Origin of the sequence: Caballeronia sp. LZ019, assembly GCF_031450825.1 — a bacterium.
In the GTDB taxonomy this organism is placed as follows: domain Bacteria; phylum Pseudomonadota; class Gammaproteobacteria; order Burkholderiales; family Burkholderiaceae; genus Caballeronia.
This window is the reverse complement of sequence record NZ_JARTVZ010000003.1, coordinates 642,100-657,275: the sequence shown is the minus strand read 5'-3', so window position 1 is coordinate 657,275 and position 15,176 is coordinate 642,100. Positions and strand designations below refer to the sequence as shown.

Genomic DNA, 15,176 nt, shown 5'->3' with positions numbered 1-15,176 from the left:
GCCATTGCTCACGGGTTACGGTGTCATCGCATCAGAAGCGATGACGCAGGCCCACGGTCGCGGAGACCTGACTGTTCGACGACGATGCCGACAGCCCGTTGATCGCCGCGGTGATGCCCGAATCGCCTACATCGCTCACGTGCTGATACACGCCCTGCAAATAGACGTCGGTGCGCTTCGACAGCGCATAGGCGGTCTGCAGGCTGAACTGATTCCACTTCGGATCGACGCCTTCGAGATGGCCGTCGGTGAATGTGTACGCACCCGACAGCGACCAGGCGGGCGTGAGGTTGTAGCGGCCGTTCACTTCGTAGTTCGTGAAGCGCGCGCTGCCGCCGTCGAGCGTGATGCCGTTGGTCGTGCCCGATGCCGACGCGCCGATGCCCGTTGCGCCGTCGAGGCGCGTCTGCGTGAACACGAAGCCCGCCTGCGCAGGACCGAACGCGTAGCTGACGCCGGCGCCGAAGGTGCGCTGACGCGCCGCGCTGAAGGTCGCGTCATCGCTGACCGCACCGCTCGCGTTCAGTGTCGCGCCGGCGTTGTTCAACTGCATGTAGCTTGCCGCCACGTTCAGCGGGCCATAGTTGTACGACGCGCCCACGCTATACGCGCGGTTCGTCGCAAAGCCGCCCGCATCGTTCGAGAAGCCATAGAGACCGCCGAACTTGAAGCCCGCATAGTTCAGGCTTTGGTACTTGACCGAGTTGCTGATGCGAAACGAGTTGTCGAGGTTGTCGTTATCGAACGGATGCGCCGCCTGCGTGCCGCCGTATTGCGTGCCGGTCAGAGCGAGCGGGCCGAGATAATCGACGACGGAATCGTATTGACGGCCGAGCGTCACTGCGCCCGCGCGATTGCTCGACAATCCGACGAAGGCCTGACGGCCGAACTCACGGCTATTCTGACCGAGCTTGCCGGTCATGATGTTGAAGCCGTTCTCCAGGGTAAAGATGGCCTTCAGGCCGCCGCCCAGATCTTCGGAGCCGCGCAGGCCCCAGCGGCTGCCGTTGACCGAACCGCTCGTCGCCTGAACGTTGTGCGAGCCGCCCTGATTGTTCGTATAGGTGAGGCCCGCGTCGATGAGGCCGTACAACGTCACGCTGCTTTGCGCATGAGCCGTGCTTGCAATCGTCGCGAGCGCGGTCAGCGTCGCAAGCGTTCTGAACGCATTAGAAGCGATAAAAGATTTCTTCACTGTGATTCTCCATGATGGCTTGTGCGTCGGTCGGCGTGCCGCTCGCATGACTGCGCGACGACGCGGACCGGCTCTCCGATCGATCTGTTGACGCATCGGAGCGCGGATTAAAGCACGGAGAATTGCCAGGGAATCGGCCAGGCGATGTCGCGCGGGTTACGGAATATTGCGTAAATATTGCGGGGCGAGTGAGTCAGGGGCAGTAATTGCATGATCCGCCTTGCCGGGCGCGAACCGGTTCGCCGATGCAACTCATTACAAGCGGTAATTTCTTGAGCGCGTCGGAAACACCATGTGGCCTCAGCGCGACAAGACGGCGACGATCCATGCATATTGCCGCTCGTTGCAAAGAGTCCGTAAACTCGCGCTGCTAGCATGACGCCTCCTTCATTTCCTACATCGCCAAGTCATGAAAAAGGCCGTTCTCGCCGCTCTGGTTGCAGGCACCACGTTCTTCGCTATCGCACCTGCTTTCGCAGCTTCGCATCATCGTGTGGTCTGCCACAAGGTGCGCATTCATCATCACTGGGAACGTCACTGCAAGTAAGCGGCATTGCTTTAAGCCGGACCCCGTCGTTCAGTCAACGGCGGGGTTTTTTTTCGCGCTAAAGAATTGCTGTCGATGGCGCCGGTGGTGAGGACAAAGACGCACGCAAAGGTACAATCGTTCGACTATCCCGCCTGCGAAGGCCGCGCCTCTTCTCCCTCGATGACATCTCCCAAAAATACCGAAGTCATGCCGCCATTCTTGACGGGAGGTGGAAACTGTTCCGATATCATCGCGACCCGTGACTGGTCCGCAACACCCCTCGGCCCCATTGCGGCATGGCCCGCCATTCTGAAGAACACGCTGTCGATCATCATGTCGTCGCCGGTTCCCATCGTGACGCTTTGGGGTGAACCGGGCGTCATGCTCTACAACGACGCCTACTCGGGCTTCGCCGCGGGCCGGCATCCCGTGCTGCTCGGCTCGAATGTGCGCGAAGGATGGCCCGAAGTCGCCGACTTCAACGACAACGTGATGAAGGTCGGCCTGCGCGGCGGCACGTTGCGATACGAGGACCAGGAACTGACGCTGCATCGCAACGGCGTGCCTGAACAGGTGTGGATGAACCTCGACTACTCGCCCATCTACGACGAGGCCGGCGAGCCGGTCGCCGTGATGGCCATCGTCGTTGAAACGACGGCTAAGGTCCGCGCGAAACGCGCATTGCAGAACGATCGCGAACGTCTGCGCCGCATGTTCGAACAAGCGCCGGGATTCATCGCCATGATGACGGGGCCGCAACACGTGTTCGAACTCGCGAATCCGGCCTACATGGAACTCGTCGGTGAACGCGGCATCATCGGCAGGACCGTCAAGGACGCGCTGCCCGAAGTGGCGGGTCAGGGCTTCTTCGAACTGCTCGATGCCGCCTTCTATCAGGGCGTGCCGACCGCGCGTCTCGCGGAACCCGTGAGGCTCAACCGGCATGCGGGCATGGCGGGAGAGACGCGCTATCTCGACTTCAGCTATCAGCCCGTCAGAGACGCAGCGGGTGAAATCCTGGGCGTTTTCGTTCAGGGCAACGACGTCACCGCACACATCGAAGCGCAGCGCGCAGTGCGCGAGAGCGAAGAACGGTTTCGCACCTTCGCGCAGGCCTTGCCGTGCCAGGTCTGGTCGGCCGATGCGTCCGGACGCATCGACTGGATCAACGAGCGAAGTTATCAGTACACCGGAGTCCCCGAGGGCAGCCTGCGCGACGAAGGCTGGTTGACCGTGACGCATCCGGACGATTTAAGCGGCGCGCACGATCTTTGGAACGAAGCGGTTCGCGCCGAAGAGGCGTTCGAACGCGAAGTGAGGCTGCGGGGCGTCAACGGCGTGTACCGGTGGCATCTGAGCCGGGCGCTGCCGGTTCGCAACGCGGACGGCGCGATCACGCGCTGGATCGGCGTGAACATGGACATCCACGATCAGAAGACAGCGGCGCATTTTCTCGAGCGCGTCAATGAAGACCTCGAGCAGAAGGTCGCGGAGAGCGCGGCCGATCGTGAGCGCATGTGGCGTCTTTCAACGGACCTGATGCTCGTTGCAGGGCTCGATGGGTCCATCGTGTCCGTGAATCCCGCGTGGACCGATCTGCTCGGCTGGCATCCCGTCGAATTGATCGGGCAGTCTTTCATGAATCTCGTTCACAGGGATGACGTCACGCCCACGCTCAATGAAGTGCAGCGCCTCGCTCAAGGCACGCGCACCCTGAAGTTCGTGAACCGCTTTCGCCGGCGCGAGGGCGGGTACTGCACGCTTTCATGGACCGCCGTTCCCGATAACGACATCATTCATGCCGTGGGCCGCGATATCAGCGCGGACGTGGCCGCCACCGAAGCGCTGCGGCAGACCGAGCTGGCGCTGCAGCAATCGCAGCGAATGGAGACCATCGGCAAGCTCACCGGCGGCGTAGCGCACGATTTCAATAATCTGCTTCAGGTGATTTCGGGCAACCTGCAGTTGCTATCGAAAGACGTGCGCGGCAACGAGAAGGCTGAACGTCGCTTGCAGCAGGCGCTTGCAGGCGTGAACCGTGGCGGCCGGCTCGCGAGTCAGTTGCTCGCGTTCGGACGCCGGCAGGCGCTAGAACCGAAGGCGGTTCGCCTTGCAAGGCTCGTCGCCGAAATGGACGACATGTTGCGGCGAAGCCTCGGCGATGCAATCGAAGTCGAGACCGTCATGAGCGGCGGCCTCTGGAACACCTTCGTCGATCCGGGACAACTCGAGAACGCTATCCTCAATCTCGCCATCAATGCGCGCGATGCGATGGAAGGCCACGGCAAGCTGACCATTGAAGTCGTCAACGCCGTTCTCGACGATACGTACTCATACAGCCATCCCGAAGTCGAACCCGGCCAGTACGTGATGCTCGCGGTGACGGACACCGGCAGCGGGATGACGCCCGAGGTCATGAACAAGGCCTACGAGCCGTTCTTTTCGACGAAGCCGGAAGGGAAAGGATCGGGACTCGGCTTGTCGATGGTCTATGGCTTCGTCAAACAGTCTGGCGGGCACATCAAGCTCTATAGCGAACAGGGTCACGGCACGACGGTAAGGCTCTATCTGCCGCGCACCGTCGAAGCGGAAGTTCAGCCCGTGGTCGCGGACCTGAGCGCAGCGGAAGGCGGCACGGAAGTCGTGCTCGTCGCAGAGGACGATGAACAGGTCCGCGCCACGGTCATCGAGATGCTGAACGATCTGGGCTATCGCGTGCTGCGCGCCAACGATGCGCTCAGCGCACTGGCCATCGTGGAAAGCGGCGTGCATATCGACTTGCTGTTCACGGACGTCGTGATGCCCGGCCCGATGAAAAGCACGGAGCTCGCACGCAAGGCAAGGGAACGCATTCCCGGCATTGCGGTGCTGTTCACTTCGGGCTATACGGAGAATTCGATCGTCCACGGCGGCCGGCTCGATGCGGGCGTCGAATTACTGAGCAAGCCGTACTCGCGCGAGGCGCTTGCACGCAAGATACGTCGCGTGCTCGGTAATGGATTCGTCAAGCGGGGTCATTTGTTGCATTCGAACGCGGATCGCGGGGCCGGGGACGCGTCGTCGAAGCTGCGCATCCTCTATGTTGAAGACGATGACCTCATCCGCGCCGTCACGGTGGAATTGCTCGAAACTTTCGGTCATGCCGTGTGCGAGGCGACCGATTCCGCATCGGCGCTCGCCTTGCTCGACAAGCGCGACGTGGACGTTCTGCTGACGGACATCGGCCTGCCCGACATTCCCGGCGACGAACTCGCGCTTCTCGCGCGCCAGCGGCAGCCGGGTCTTTCCATCATCTTCGCGACCGGACAGAACGATGCGCCTCTGCTGGAAGGTGTCGTGCTGTTACGCAAGCCGTACGATACGGCGTCGCTCTCGAACGCGCTTCGCCGCGTGTTCGAAACGTCGTGACTCAGAAGGAGCAGCGGCTGCGCGCCGCGATCCTGTAACCGTTTCGCCCCTTGCGCTTGACTTCGTACATCGCCTTGTCGGCGGCGGCGAGGAGGGCATCGGGCGTCGTCGCGGCGCGTCCGTCCCATACCACTGCGCCAACGCTCGTGGCGATCGTCACGACATGGTCCGCCACATGGAACGGCGTGCGCAATGCCTCGCAGATCGATTCGGCGATGCGCGCGGCGCTCGTGTCCTCCGCGACGCCGTGACTCAGGATGACGAACTCGTCGCCGGCAAGACGGGCGACAAAATCCGTACTCCGTATGGTTTGCTGAAGGCGCTTGCCGACCTGCTGCAGCAACGCGTCGCCCGCTTCGTGTCCGTGCGCGTCGTTCACGGCCTTGAAGCCGTCCAGATCGAGAAAGAACACGGCGAGGGGCCGCCGCGCAGACGCATCGGCGGCGATTGCTCGATTAAGTTGCGCCGACAGCGCGCGACGATTCGGCAGGCCGGTCAGCGCATCGCGCATCGCCTGCACGACGAGCCGTTGCTCTGCTTTTTTTCGATCGGTCACGTCCTGCGCCATCATGTAGAAGCCGATCACTTCGCGGCCTCGCAGGTCCGGCACCAGCGAAAAGCTCCACGTGCGATGATTGACCTCGTTCTCCGCGATGTCGTCGCACTGTACGCGCTCGCCCGCGAGCGCACGCCGAAACGACGGCAACAGCGCGCGATACAGCGCCGCAGGCATGACCGCGGCCACCGCTTGCCCGCGCATCGATGCCGTGCTCATGCCGATGAGCCTTCGATATCCGTCGTTGTTGAACTGATAACGCAGGTCCCTGTTGACATAAGCGATCAAGACGGGCAGGCTATCCGTGATCTTCTGCACCGCTTCGCGGCTTTCGACCACTTCCGCTTCGACGCGCTTGCGCTCGCTCACGTCGGTGATGAAAGCGAAGAGCGTATGCCCGCCGCCCGTTGCCGCGGTCGATATGCGCAGTTCGGCGGGAAAGGTTTCACCGGAACGCCGCAGCGCGGAGACTTCGGTTGCCTTGGAGAGAATCGATCCGACTTTCGTGCGCAAGAAGCGGCGCATCCCGGCGACGTGCGCATCGCGCCATTCCGGTGGAATGATGGTTTCGGTCATCGGCCGGCCGAGCGCTTCATGCCGCGTCCAGCCGAACATGCGTACCGCTGCGTCGTTCCATTCAGTGATGTTGCCGTCGTCGTCGATACAAACATAGGCATCCTGCGCATTGTCGATGACGGCTTGCAGATGCGTGTTCTGCGCGCGCAATTCAGCGGTGCGTCGTGCGACTTGTTCTTCGAGCGCGAAGCGATGTTCGATCTGCAACCGCTCGTTCTCCTTGCGCACGCCGATATCCTCGACGACTGCGATGAAGTGCAACGGGTCGCCGCATCCGTCGCGCACCAGCGACACATGTAGCTGAATCCACAGCCGGATGCCGTCCTTGCGCAAGTAGCGCTTTTCCAGCGTGTAGGTTGCAATGCGGCCCGCAAGCAGGTCGGCAACGTTGAGCAACTCGTGTTCGAGGTCTTCTTCTGCGGTGATCTGCTGGAAGGTTCGTGCGAGCAGTTCGTCGGCGCTATAGCCGACCATTTCGCACAGGCGCGGATTCACGTCGATGAAGCCGCCATCGAGATCGACGATAGCGGCTCCTGTCGGCGTCTGCTGGAAGATCGTGCGAAAGCGCGCTTCGGATCGATGGATGGCTTCGGCATCGGCTTCATGCAACGCGCGCGCCGAGACGGCCGTTTCGCGCGAGAGCAGTTCACGCTCGACGGTGCGTGCGAGATCGCGCATCGCGGCGCGTTCATCGTGCGACAGGCTGCGTTCGACGGTATCGATTGCGCACAGCGTGCCCAGCACGTAGCCGTCCGCGGAACGCAGCGGCACGCCTGCATAGAAACGCACGGACATCGGCCCTGTCACCGCCGGATTGTCGCGAAAACGCGGATCGCGGCGCGCGTCTTCGACGACCAGCATGTCTTCGGCCGTCAGCGCATGTGCGCAGAAGGCGACTTCCCGCGATGTCTCGCACGCCGTCACACCGACGCGCGATTTGAACCACTGACGCTCCGAGTCGATGAACGTGATCAGCGCCATCGGCACATGAAGCATGTGCGCCAGCACTCGCGTGAGACGGTCGAACACCTCTTCGGCGGGCGTATCGAGAATCGCGAGGCTGCGCAGCACGCGCAGTCGATCGTTCTCGTTGAATGGCAGCGGGGCAACTTGCATGGATGGTCTGAAAAGGGGTTCGTCCGTGGCAGACGATGCATGGTTTACGGCAAGTCCTGACGCGGCTGAAGGCAGATCGTCAGCGTCACGTCTTCAGAAAAATTTGCCGATGGAACTCGCGCAGCAACGGGGAGCACACGCAACCGGCTCAAGCCTTCGGACATTTATGCCGATAACGAGGCACAGACGCTCATATATCCAGACGTACAGATGTCGCTCCGAGGTGCCTCTCTCATCCGTTCGTGCTTCGCCGTTTCGTGGCTGCCCTGGCTTGCAGGGCTCGTCATGGCGGCGACGTTCGGCATTGCGGCGGCGCCCGTCGAAGCCGCGGTCGCGTCATCGCTCGCGGGCGATGATCTCGCGTCCTTGCCGCTCGAATCGCTGATGAACATGACTGTCAGCGGAGCGACGCGCATCTCGCAGCCTGCATCGAGCGCGCCGGCCGCCGTCACGATCCTCACCTCCGACGATATTCGCGATCATGGCTGGCGCACGCTTGCCGATGCGCTCGCAACGCTGCCCGGCCTGTATGTCACATCCGATCGCATGTATGCGTATCTCGGCGCGCGCGGCTTTCAGCGTCCGGGCGACTACAACAGCCGCTTTCTTCTGCTGGTCGACGGCATGCGCCTGAACGATGCGGTCTACGATCAGGCGGCTGTCGGATCGGACTTTCCGGTGGACATGGATCTCGTCGATCGCATCGAGTACATACCGGGTCCGGGCTCGGCCGTGTATGGATCGAACGCGCTGTTCGGCATTGTCAACGTGATCACGAAGAAGGGCACGGACATAGGCGGTGCGCAGATTGCAGGCGCGGCCGGCAGCTTCGGCGAGAAGGAGGCGCGCGTGACTTATGGCTGGCACGGGGCAGGCAATGCCGATCTCCTGTTGTCCGCAACGGCGTATGAACGTCACGGACAGGACTTGTACTACCCCGAATTCGATACGCCCGATCAGAACAACGGCGTCGCCCGCAATCTCGATGGCGAGCGCAATCAGAAGCTCTTCGCGAAGTTCGGCATCGGCGACTTCCGCATCAGCGCGGGATACGGCAATCGCACGAAGAACGTGCCGGGCGCGCCTTACGACGCCATCTTCAACGCACCGTTCAGCGTGACGGATACGCATGCCTTCTTCGATGCCACGTACCGGCAGACGCTGCGCGAGGGCATCGCGATCGACTACGAAGCGTATGGCGGTCACTACGACTACACGAGCCGGCAGATCAATCCGCCGGCGCCCGGCATTGCAAACGTCGATGGCGATCACGCGTTGTGGTACGGCGGCGATGTGCACGCGACCGTGCGTACCGTGCCGCGCAATCGCATTGTGTTCGGTGTTGACTACACGTTGAACGCGGCGCGCGATCAGTGGAATTACAACGTCGCGCCGTACGAGCGATTGCTCGACGATCATCGCGTGAGTCATCGCATCGGCGTCTATATCGACGATGAAATCAGGCTGGCCGAACCGCTCACGCTCGATATCGGCGGCCGCTACGATACCGAGAGCAAGGTCGGCGGCAACTTCAGTCCCCGCATCGCGCTGATCTGGCAGCCAACCTCGAGCGATACCTTCAAGCTCATCTATGGCGCGGCTTACCGTGCGCCGAACGCATACGAGATGTACTACGCGTTTCCCGGCGAAGGCGGGCAGCTCGCGAATGCGATGCTGAAATCGGAGCATATCGGCACGCAGCAACTCGTCTATGAACGCGCGCTGGGTGGCATGGGGCGCGCGACCATCACGCTGTATCGCTACCGGCTGCGCGATGTCATCACGGAGTCCATCGATCCCGATACCGGTCTCTACGTCTTTCGCAACGTCGAACGTGCGCAGGCGCGCGGCGCGGAACTCGCATGGCAGCAGCAGTTCGCGTCGAGTCTGCGCGTGCGCGCGAGTTATTCGTATCAGCTCTCGCGCGATTCGATCCTGGGCGGCGCATTGCAGAACTCGCCGCGTCACATGGGCAAGCTCAACGTGAGCGCACCGTTCTTCGCTGCCCGCGCACGCGCTGGCGCGGAGTTTCAGTGCATGTCGTCGCGCCTTGCGCAGACGAGTTCGGCAAGCGGCTATTGCATCGCGAATCTGACCGTGCATAGTCCGAAGCTCGTGCCGCGCGCAGACGCGTCGGTGTCGCTCTATAACGTGTTCGACCGTCGCTATGCCGATCCCGCCGGCCCCGGCTTTCAGCAGAATGTGATCGTGCAGCAGAGCCGCACCCTGCTCGCCAAACTGGTCTACGGGTTCTGATGATGTCGTTGCGTCGCTACCTCGCGCTATGTGTCTTCACGGCAGGTTCGGCCGGGGCCTGGTGCGTTCATGCGCAAACGGATCTTCGCAAGCTCGAAAGCGCGTACATCTTCAACTTCACGCAATTCACGCAATGGCCCGCCGATCGCACGCATCACGCTGAACTGCGCGTCTGCGCCAGTGCGCGCAGTCCGCTGCGAGAAGCGCTCGCGGCATTGAATGGCCGTGCGGTCGGCGCGCGCGTGTGGCGCTTCACGAGTCTCGCCGACAAGACGCTCGCCGATTGCGATGTGCTCGCAATCGCGAGCAACGATGAAACGAGCGGCGCAATGCGCGATGCCTTCGCATCCGACGATGCCCTGCTCATCGTCGCGGGCGTCGGCGCGATCACGCCCGGCGATGCGGTCATCGCACTCGTCGCGGAAGACGATCATCTGCGCTTCGAGATCAACAACGGCGAAGCGGTGCGCCGCAAGCTCGTGCTCAGTTCCAAATTGCTGCGGCTCGCAAGGAGGCTCAAGTGAAATCCACCGGCACGCGTAAGGGCAGCGCGGGACGCCTCACGGTGCGCGCGAATCTGGTGAGCGTCGGTATCGCGCTCGTGGCCGCGAGCATCGTGCTGTTGCTGTATCAGGCGGTGGCCTTTCGCAGCGCGCTCTACGACGACGCGACGCTGCAGGCCTCGGTGATATCGGAAAACATCAGTGCGTCGCTGATGTTCGAAGACGAACGCTCGATGAAAGACGTGCTGCGCTCGCTCGGCCGCGTGGCGTATGTCGAGAGCCTCAGCGTTTATCGCAGGGACGGGCGGCTTTTCACACGCTATGCGCGCGAAGGCATCGCGCCGGCGGAAGCGGAAGAGGGCACGCTGCAATCGGCCGAACAGCGCACGACGCTTTCGCTGGGCGATGTATTCGTGCGTGCGCCGATCGAGCATAACGGGCACCGGCTTGGCTATGTGGTGCTGGTCGCGACGAGCGATCTCGTGCGTCGGCAGCTCGTGCAATACGCATGTTTTCTCGGTGTTGCATGTCTCGGCGCGTTATGGATCTCCACGCTCGTGATGAATCGCATGCGGCGGCGCGTAGGCGAAGCCGAACGCGAACTCGAATATCTCGCGCGCACCGATCCGCTCACGAATCTGCCCAACCGCCGCACGTTCTATGAGTCGCTTGATGAACGGCTCGCGGGCGCGAAGGAGCCGAACCGTTATCTGGGCCTCGTGCTGATCGACCTGGACGACTTCAAGACCGTGAACGATACGCTCGGCCACGGCGCGGGCGATCAACTGTTGCAGCACGTCGCCCATGTGCTCGAAAGCAGCGTCGGCGGACGCGCAATGGTCAGCCGCATGGGCGGCGACGAGTTCGCGGTCACGCTGACGAGTTCGTGGAAGCGGGCGGCGGTTGCGGACCTTGCGGTCGAGATCGGCGCGGCGCTGTGCCGTCCGGCCACGCTGTGCGGGCGCGAGATCAACGTGACCGCGAGCATCGGTTACGCGAGCTTTCCCGAAGCAGGCGACGATAGCGGCAGTCTCATGACGAGCGCGGACATCGCCCTATACGAAGCGAAAAGCCGCGGCAAGAACACGGTCGTCGGATTCTCCGCCGAGATGATGGACGCCGCGCATCGCCGCGCCTATCTCGAAGCGGAATTGCGCAAGGCCGTGGAAAGCGATGCGCTCGATCTCGTCTTCCAGCCGCAGTTCGAATGCCGCAGCGGCACGCTCGTCGCCGCCGAAGTGCTGGCGCGCTGGACACATGGGGAAGAAGGGATCGTGTCGCCCGGAGAGTTCATTCCGATCGCCGAGAACAGCGATCTGATCGTCTTGCTCGGGCGCTCCATCCTGCAACGCGCATGCGTCGCGGCGGCGACATGGAATGCATCGTCGCCGGGCGCGGCCGTGCGCGTCGCGGTGAACGTATCGGCGCGACAGTTAAGGCATCCGAACTTTGTCGAGGATGTGATGGCGGCGCTGAACGCCAGCGCGCTTCCGCCCGCGCTGCTCGAACTGGAGCTGACCGAAAGCCATCTGATCGCCAACCGCGAGACCGGTATCGAGGTGATGAATCGTCTGCGCGATGCAGGCGTGCTCTTGTCCATCGACGACTTCGGAACCGGCTATTCGTCGCTTTCGTATCTGCATGCGTTTCCCGTGAATGCGCTCAAAATCGACCGCTCGTTCATCGAACGCATTCCGGAGGACGGGCAGGCTATCGTGACCGCGATCCTTTCGATGGCGCATAGCTTCGGATTGCACGCGGTGGCCGAGGGCGTCGAAGAGCCGAAGCAGCTTGCCTGGCTCGTCGATGCTGGCTGCGACGTGGTGCAAGGCTTTCTGACCGGACGACCCATGTCGTTCGATCAGTTCCGCGCCCTTGTCAGGCAGGAAGCGATCGCGGCGAGGGAGCATGGCCGGCGCGTCGAGTTCGCGTAGTGGAAGCGGGCGATGCGGTCTCGGCCAGGCGCGTGCCGGGTACGCGAGTTGCTCAGATGAATACCGCTGAGGACGCGGATGGAAGCTGTCAGCATCCGCCGCAGCGAACCAACTTGCGAGAGGAATCAACATGAAACTACGTCATCTTTTCACGATTGCCGCCGCTGGTGCTTTCATCTCGAGCGGGGCTGCCATCGCACAAGAGCAGGGCGCGCCGACGGCCGGCGCATCACACACGAGCGATGCAAGCACGGCCACCTACGGCCCGTCCACCTATCGAGGCGCGGACTACGGCGGCTCGACGTATGGCGCAACGAATGCCGGCGCGCGCAATTACGGCGAATGGGTGCGGGGACAAAACCCGGCGAATTGCCCGGCGGGACTGGCCTGTAACGTCTACAAGGGCTCCTGATCTTATTGCGCGGCCATCGTTCGGCGCTGCATGCTTCGCCGTCGATGGCCATGAACACGTTCAATCACCGGATCGCCGTTCTGCGGACCCGGAGGACCCACAAGCCGGTACGCATCATGCGCCGGCAAACCGTTGACGGACGGTAAGAGCCGGCCGGCCTTGCGGCTCACTGTCGGGGATGTGACCGTCGCCTTCACACGGCGATTCGCGCTTGCATTCCCATCGTCGCCCGCCATTCCATCGCAACAGCGCCGCCGCGTATTCGCCGGCTGCTTTCTCGCGATCATGCTTGCCGCGCTCGATCAGAGCATCGTGTCGACGGCGCTCTCCTCATCGCCGGCGAACTCGGCGGCCTGAATCACCCGACGTGGTTCGTCGCAGCATCCTTGCCGACCTCGGCTCGACCGTGAGCGGGCCGCCCTATGGCTAGCTCTTGGACATGTACGGCGTCGCGGCGAGCATCGGCATCTTTCTGGCGGCTTACGCGCCGTTCGGCGCGGCGCAGTCGGCCTATGACGATGTCTCAAACGCTTTTCGGCAGCATCGTGCCGCTGCGCGAGCGCGGACGTAATGTGATCGCTTCTCTGCCGCGTTGGAAATGAGCCGTGTCGCGGGTCCGCTGTTCGGCGTATTCATCGAGAGTCACGCTTCATGGCGGTGGTGCGGATCGCGGCGGTGTATCGGGCTGCGATCGGCGCGAGTCTGCCGCGCACGGCGTGCTGATGTTCGTGGGCCTCCTCGTGGTGGCGAGCCTCAACCCGCACGCATCGTTACAACAAGGCGGCGCGTGACAAGTATCAGCAACATGCGACGGATCGCTGCCAGCCCGTTCCAGCCGCGACTACAACCCGCGCCGCGCAGATCGTGCGATGTCGGCGAAGAACGACGCGCCCGTCCATAGCGGCGCGGCTATCGCGGATGCCCGAGCCACCGCGAGTGAAAGGGCCGCACGCCTTTCCCGGCGTCGATGGATCGTATGTCGCCTCGTAAGCACCGCGACTTTCACGGCTCTCGCGCGCGGTCAGCCGGTCGAGCGTTGCTGCGCCAGCGCCTGCGGATGGTGCCGTCGCGCCGGCTGCATCGGCAGAACAGGATGGTCCGCGCCGGGCCCGTCCCTCTCTTAACGCTGAGGATTCCCCACAAGTCGGGACGGCAGCAATGTTGCAAGGCCGAACGTGCTTGTAAACGACGGTAGGCGATGTTAACGTCGATGCACTTCGTTGACGGCGATGTACGGCAGTGCCTGACACCGACGAGCTTGACGACTGGGCGAATGAGGAGTTCGGCGCGGCTGAGCTGGGCGACGCACGCCTGACTCAGCGTCTGGTTGCGCTCGCGCGCCGGCTGTCGCTCAGTCCACAGTGCTCGTTTCCGCAGTCGCTTGATGGCCCGCAGCTCAAGGCGGCGTACCGTTTTTTCGACAATCCGCAGGTCAATACCGACGGCGTGCTGGGCTCGCATATTGGCCAGACGCTGAATCGCATGCGGCAGTTGCCAATCGTGCTGGCGGCCCAGGACACGACCGAATTCAATCTCACCCATCTGCCGGCGACACAGGGTCTGGGCTATGGCACGGGCGGTAACGAACGCGGGTTCCTGATGCACAGCCTGCTGGCGGTTACACCCGAGGGCTTGCCACTTGGTGTGCTGGGCATGAAGACCTGGGTGCGCCCGCAGGAAGAATTCGGCAAGAAACACCAACGCAGGCACCGGACTATCCGTGAGAAGGAGAGCGTCAAGTGGCTCGAAGGTAGCGAGCATCTTGCCGCACTCAAGGCGTACTGCCCGAACACGCGCATCGTCGGCGTGAGCGATCGCGAGGGCGACGTCTATGACGTGTTTTTGGCCAACCGGCCTGCTGGCGTCGATTGGCTAGTCCGCGCGTCCTGGAATCGGCGCGTCGCCCACCCCGAAGCGTATCTCTGGCAAACCGTGCTAGCCGCGCCAGTGTTGGGCGAAACCGAACTCCAGGTGCCTGCCACCGCGAAGAGGCTGGCGCGCACCGCACGCCTGACAGTGCGCTGTATCCCAGTGCGGCTTCGCCCACCGCGCGCGCGTCGCAGCGAGAAGTTACCGGAAGTTGAAGTGTTTGCCATCCACGCCCTGGAGACTGACACCAGCGAAGGCATCGAGCCGCTCGAATGGCTGCTGCTAAGTTCGGTGCCCACGCGAACGCACGCCGAAGCCCTTGAACGTCTCGCATGGTACGCCCGCCGGTGGACCATCGAATCATGGCATCGCGTGCTCAAGAGCGGGTGCCGTGTCGAGGCGCGGCAATTCGGCAACCTCGATCGCTTCGTGCGGGCCACTGCGCTATTTGCAGTGATCAGCTGGCGTATTCTGTACGCGACGCTGCTCGCCCGGATGGACGGCGACTTGCCATGCGAGGTGTTGCTACAGCCGGTCGAATGGCGCGCGTTGTACTGCCGCGTACATGGCACGACCAAACTGCCTGACGCCCCCCCAACACTTGCACAAGTCGTGTTGTGGATCGCCAAGCTCGGCGGATATCTGAATCGCAAGCATGACACGCCACCCGGACCGACCGTCATGTGGCGCGGCTTTCTCACCTTGCACGAGATCACCGAGATGTATCGGATCTTCCGGCAAAACGAGTGATTCCACTTTGTGGGTAAAGGTGAGCTCTTAACGAGGGGGGAAACGAACGGCCAAAGCTGATTAACCTCTTAA

The 15,176-nt window shown here is 62.7% G+C and carries 9 protein-coding genes; 7 read left to right on the top strand and 2 right to left on the bottom strand.

Annotated features, from left to right (window positions below; all coding sequences use genetic code 11):
* Positions 1 to 31: 31 nt before the first annotated feature.
* On the bottom strand, positions 32 to 1,180 hold the full coding sequence (locus P9255_RS11450; RefSeq protein ID WP_404980323.1) for a porin: 1,149 nt from the start codon (positions 1,178 to 1,180) through the stop codon (positions 32 to 34).
* Positions 1,181 to 1,931: 751 nt separating this feature from the next.
* On the opposite strand from P9255_RS11450, the gene P9255_RS11445 reads away from it, so the two are divergent.
* Positions 1,932 to 5,132 (top strand): PAS domain-containing protein, encoded by a 3,201-nt coding sequence (locus tag P9255_RS11445; RefSeq protein WP_309789502.1) that lies wholly within the window; start codon positions 1,932 to 1,934, stop codon positions 5,130 to 5,132.
* A gap of 1 nt (position 5,133) precedes the next feature.
* On the opposite strand, the gene P9255_RS11440 is transcribed toward P9255_RS11445, so the two are convergent.
* On the bottom strand, positions 5,134 to 7,380 hold the full coding sequence (locus P9255_RS11440; protein ID WP_309789501.1) for a PAS domain S-box protein: 2,247 nt from the start codon (positions 7,378 to 7,380) through the stop codon (positions 5,134 to 5,136).
* Positions 7,381 to 7,590: 210 nt separating this feature from the next.
* On the opposite strand from P9255_RS11440, the gene P9255_RS11435 reads away from it, so the two are divergent.
* The 6 genes from P9255_RS11435 to P9255_RS11410 all read left to right on the top strand — a co-directional run bounded on the left by P9255_RS11435 (position 7,591) and on the right by P9255_RS11410 (position 15,104).
* Entirely contained in the window at positions 7,591 to 9,636 is a 2,046-nt protein-coding gene (locus tag P9255_RS11435; protein ID WP_309767637.1) for a TonB-dependent receptor domain-containing protein, read from the top strand.
* Positions 9,636 to 10,160 (top strand): YfiR family protein, encoded by a 525-nt coding sequence (locus P9255_RS11430; RefSeq protein ID WP_309767638.1) that lies wholly within the window; start codon positions 9,636 to 9,638, stop codon positions 10,158 to 10,160. Before P9255_RS11435 ends, P9255_RS11430 begins: the two co-directional genes overlap by 1 nt.
* Positions 10,157 to 12,073 carry an EAL domain-containing protein gene (locus P9255_RS11425; RefSeq protein WP_309767640.1) on the top strand — a complete coding sequence of 639 codons (1,917 nt, stop codon included), beginning with the start codon at positions 10,157 to 10,159 and terminating at the stop codon, positions 12,071 to 12,073. The genes P9255_RS11430 and P9255_RS11425 overlap by 4 nt, the downstream gene beginning before the upstream one ends.
* Positions 12,074 to 12,203: 130 nt before the next feature.
* A complete protein-coding gene (locus P9255_RS11420; RefSeq protein ID WP_309767642.1) occupies positions 12,204 to 12,485 on the top strand; it encodes a hypothetical protein in 282 nt (93 codons plus the stop codon).
* A 132-nt stretch (positions 12,486 to 12,617) separates the two neighbouring features.
* Positions 12,618 to 12,842 carry a hypothetical protein gene (locus P9255_RS11415; RefSeq protein ID WP_309789500.1) on the top strand — a complete coding sequence of 75 codons (225 nt, stop codon included), beginning with the start codon at positions 12,618 to 12,620 and terminating at the stop codon, positions 12,840 to 12,842.
* A gap of 882 nt (positions 12,843 to 13,724) precedes the next feature.
* A complete protein-coding gene (locus tag P9255_RS11410) occupies positions 13,725 to 15,104 on the top strand; it encodes an IS4 family transposase (protein ID WP_309789499.1) in 1,380 nt (459 codons plus the stop codon).
* The last annotated feature ends 72 nt before the right edge of the window (positions 15,105 to 15,176 follow it).

Excerpts from the sequence above, each read along its gene's own strand:
- P9255_RS11445 (WP_309789502.1), top strand. The coding sequence starts at position 1,932 with ATGCCGCCATTCTTGACGGGAGGTGGAAACTGTTCCGATATCATCGCG.
- P9255_RS11440 (WP_309789501.1), bottom strand. The coding sequence starts at position 7,380 with ATGCAAGTTGCCCCGCTGCCATTCAACGAGAACGATCGACTGCGCGTG.
- P9255_RS11435 (WP_309767637.1), top strand. The coding sequence starts at position 7,591 with ATGTCGCTCCGAGGTGCCTCTCTCATCCGTTCGTGCTTCGCCGTTTCG.
- P9255_RS11430 (WP_309767638.1), top strand. The coding sequence starts at position 9,636 with ATGATGTCGTTGCGTCGCTACCTCGCGCTATGTGTCTTCACGGCAGGT.
- P9255_RS11420 (WP_309767642.1), top strand. The coding sequence starts at position 12,204 with ATGAAACTACGTCATCTTTTCACGATTGCCGCCGCTGGTGCTTTCATC.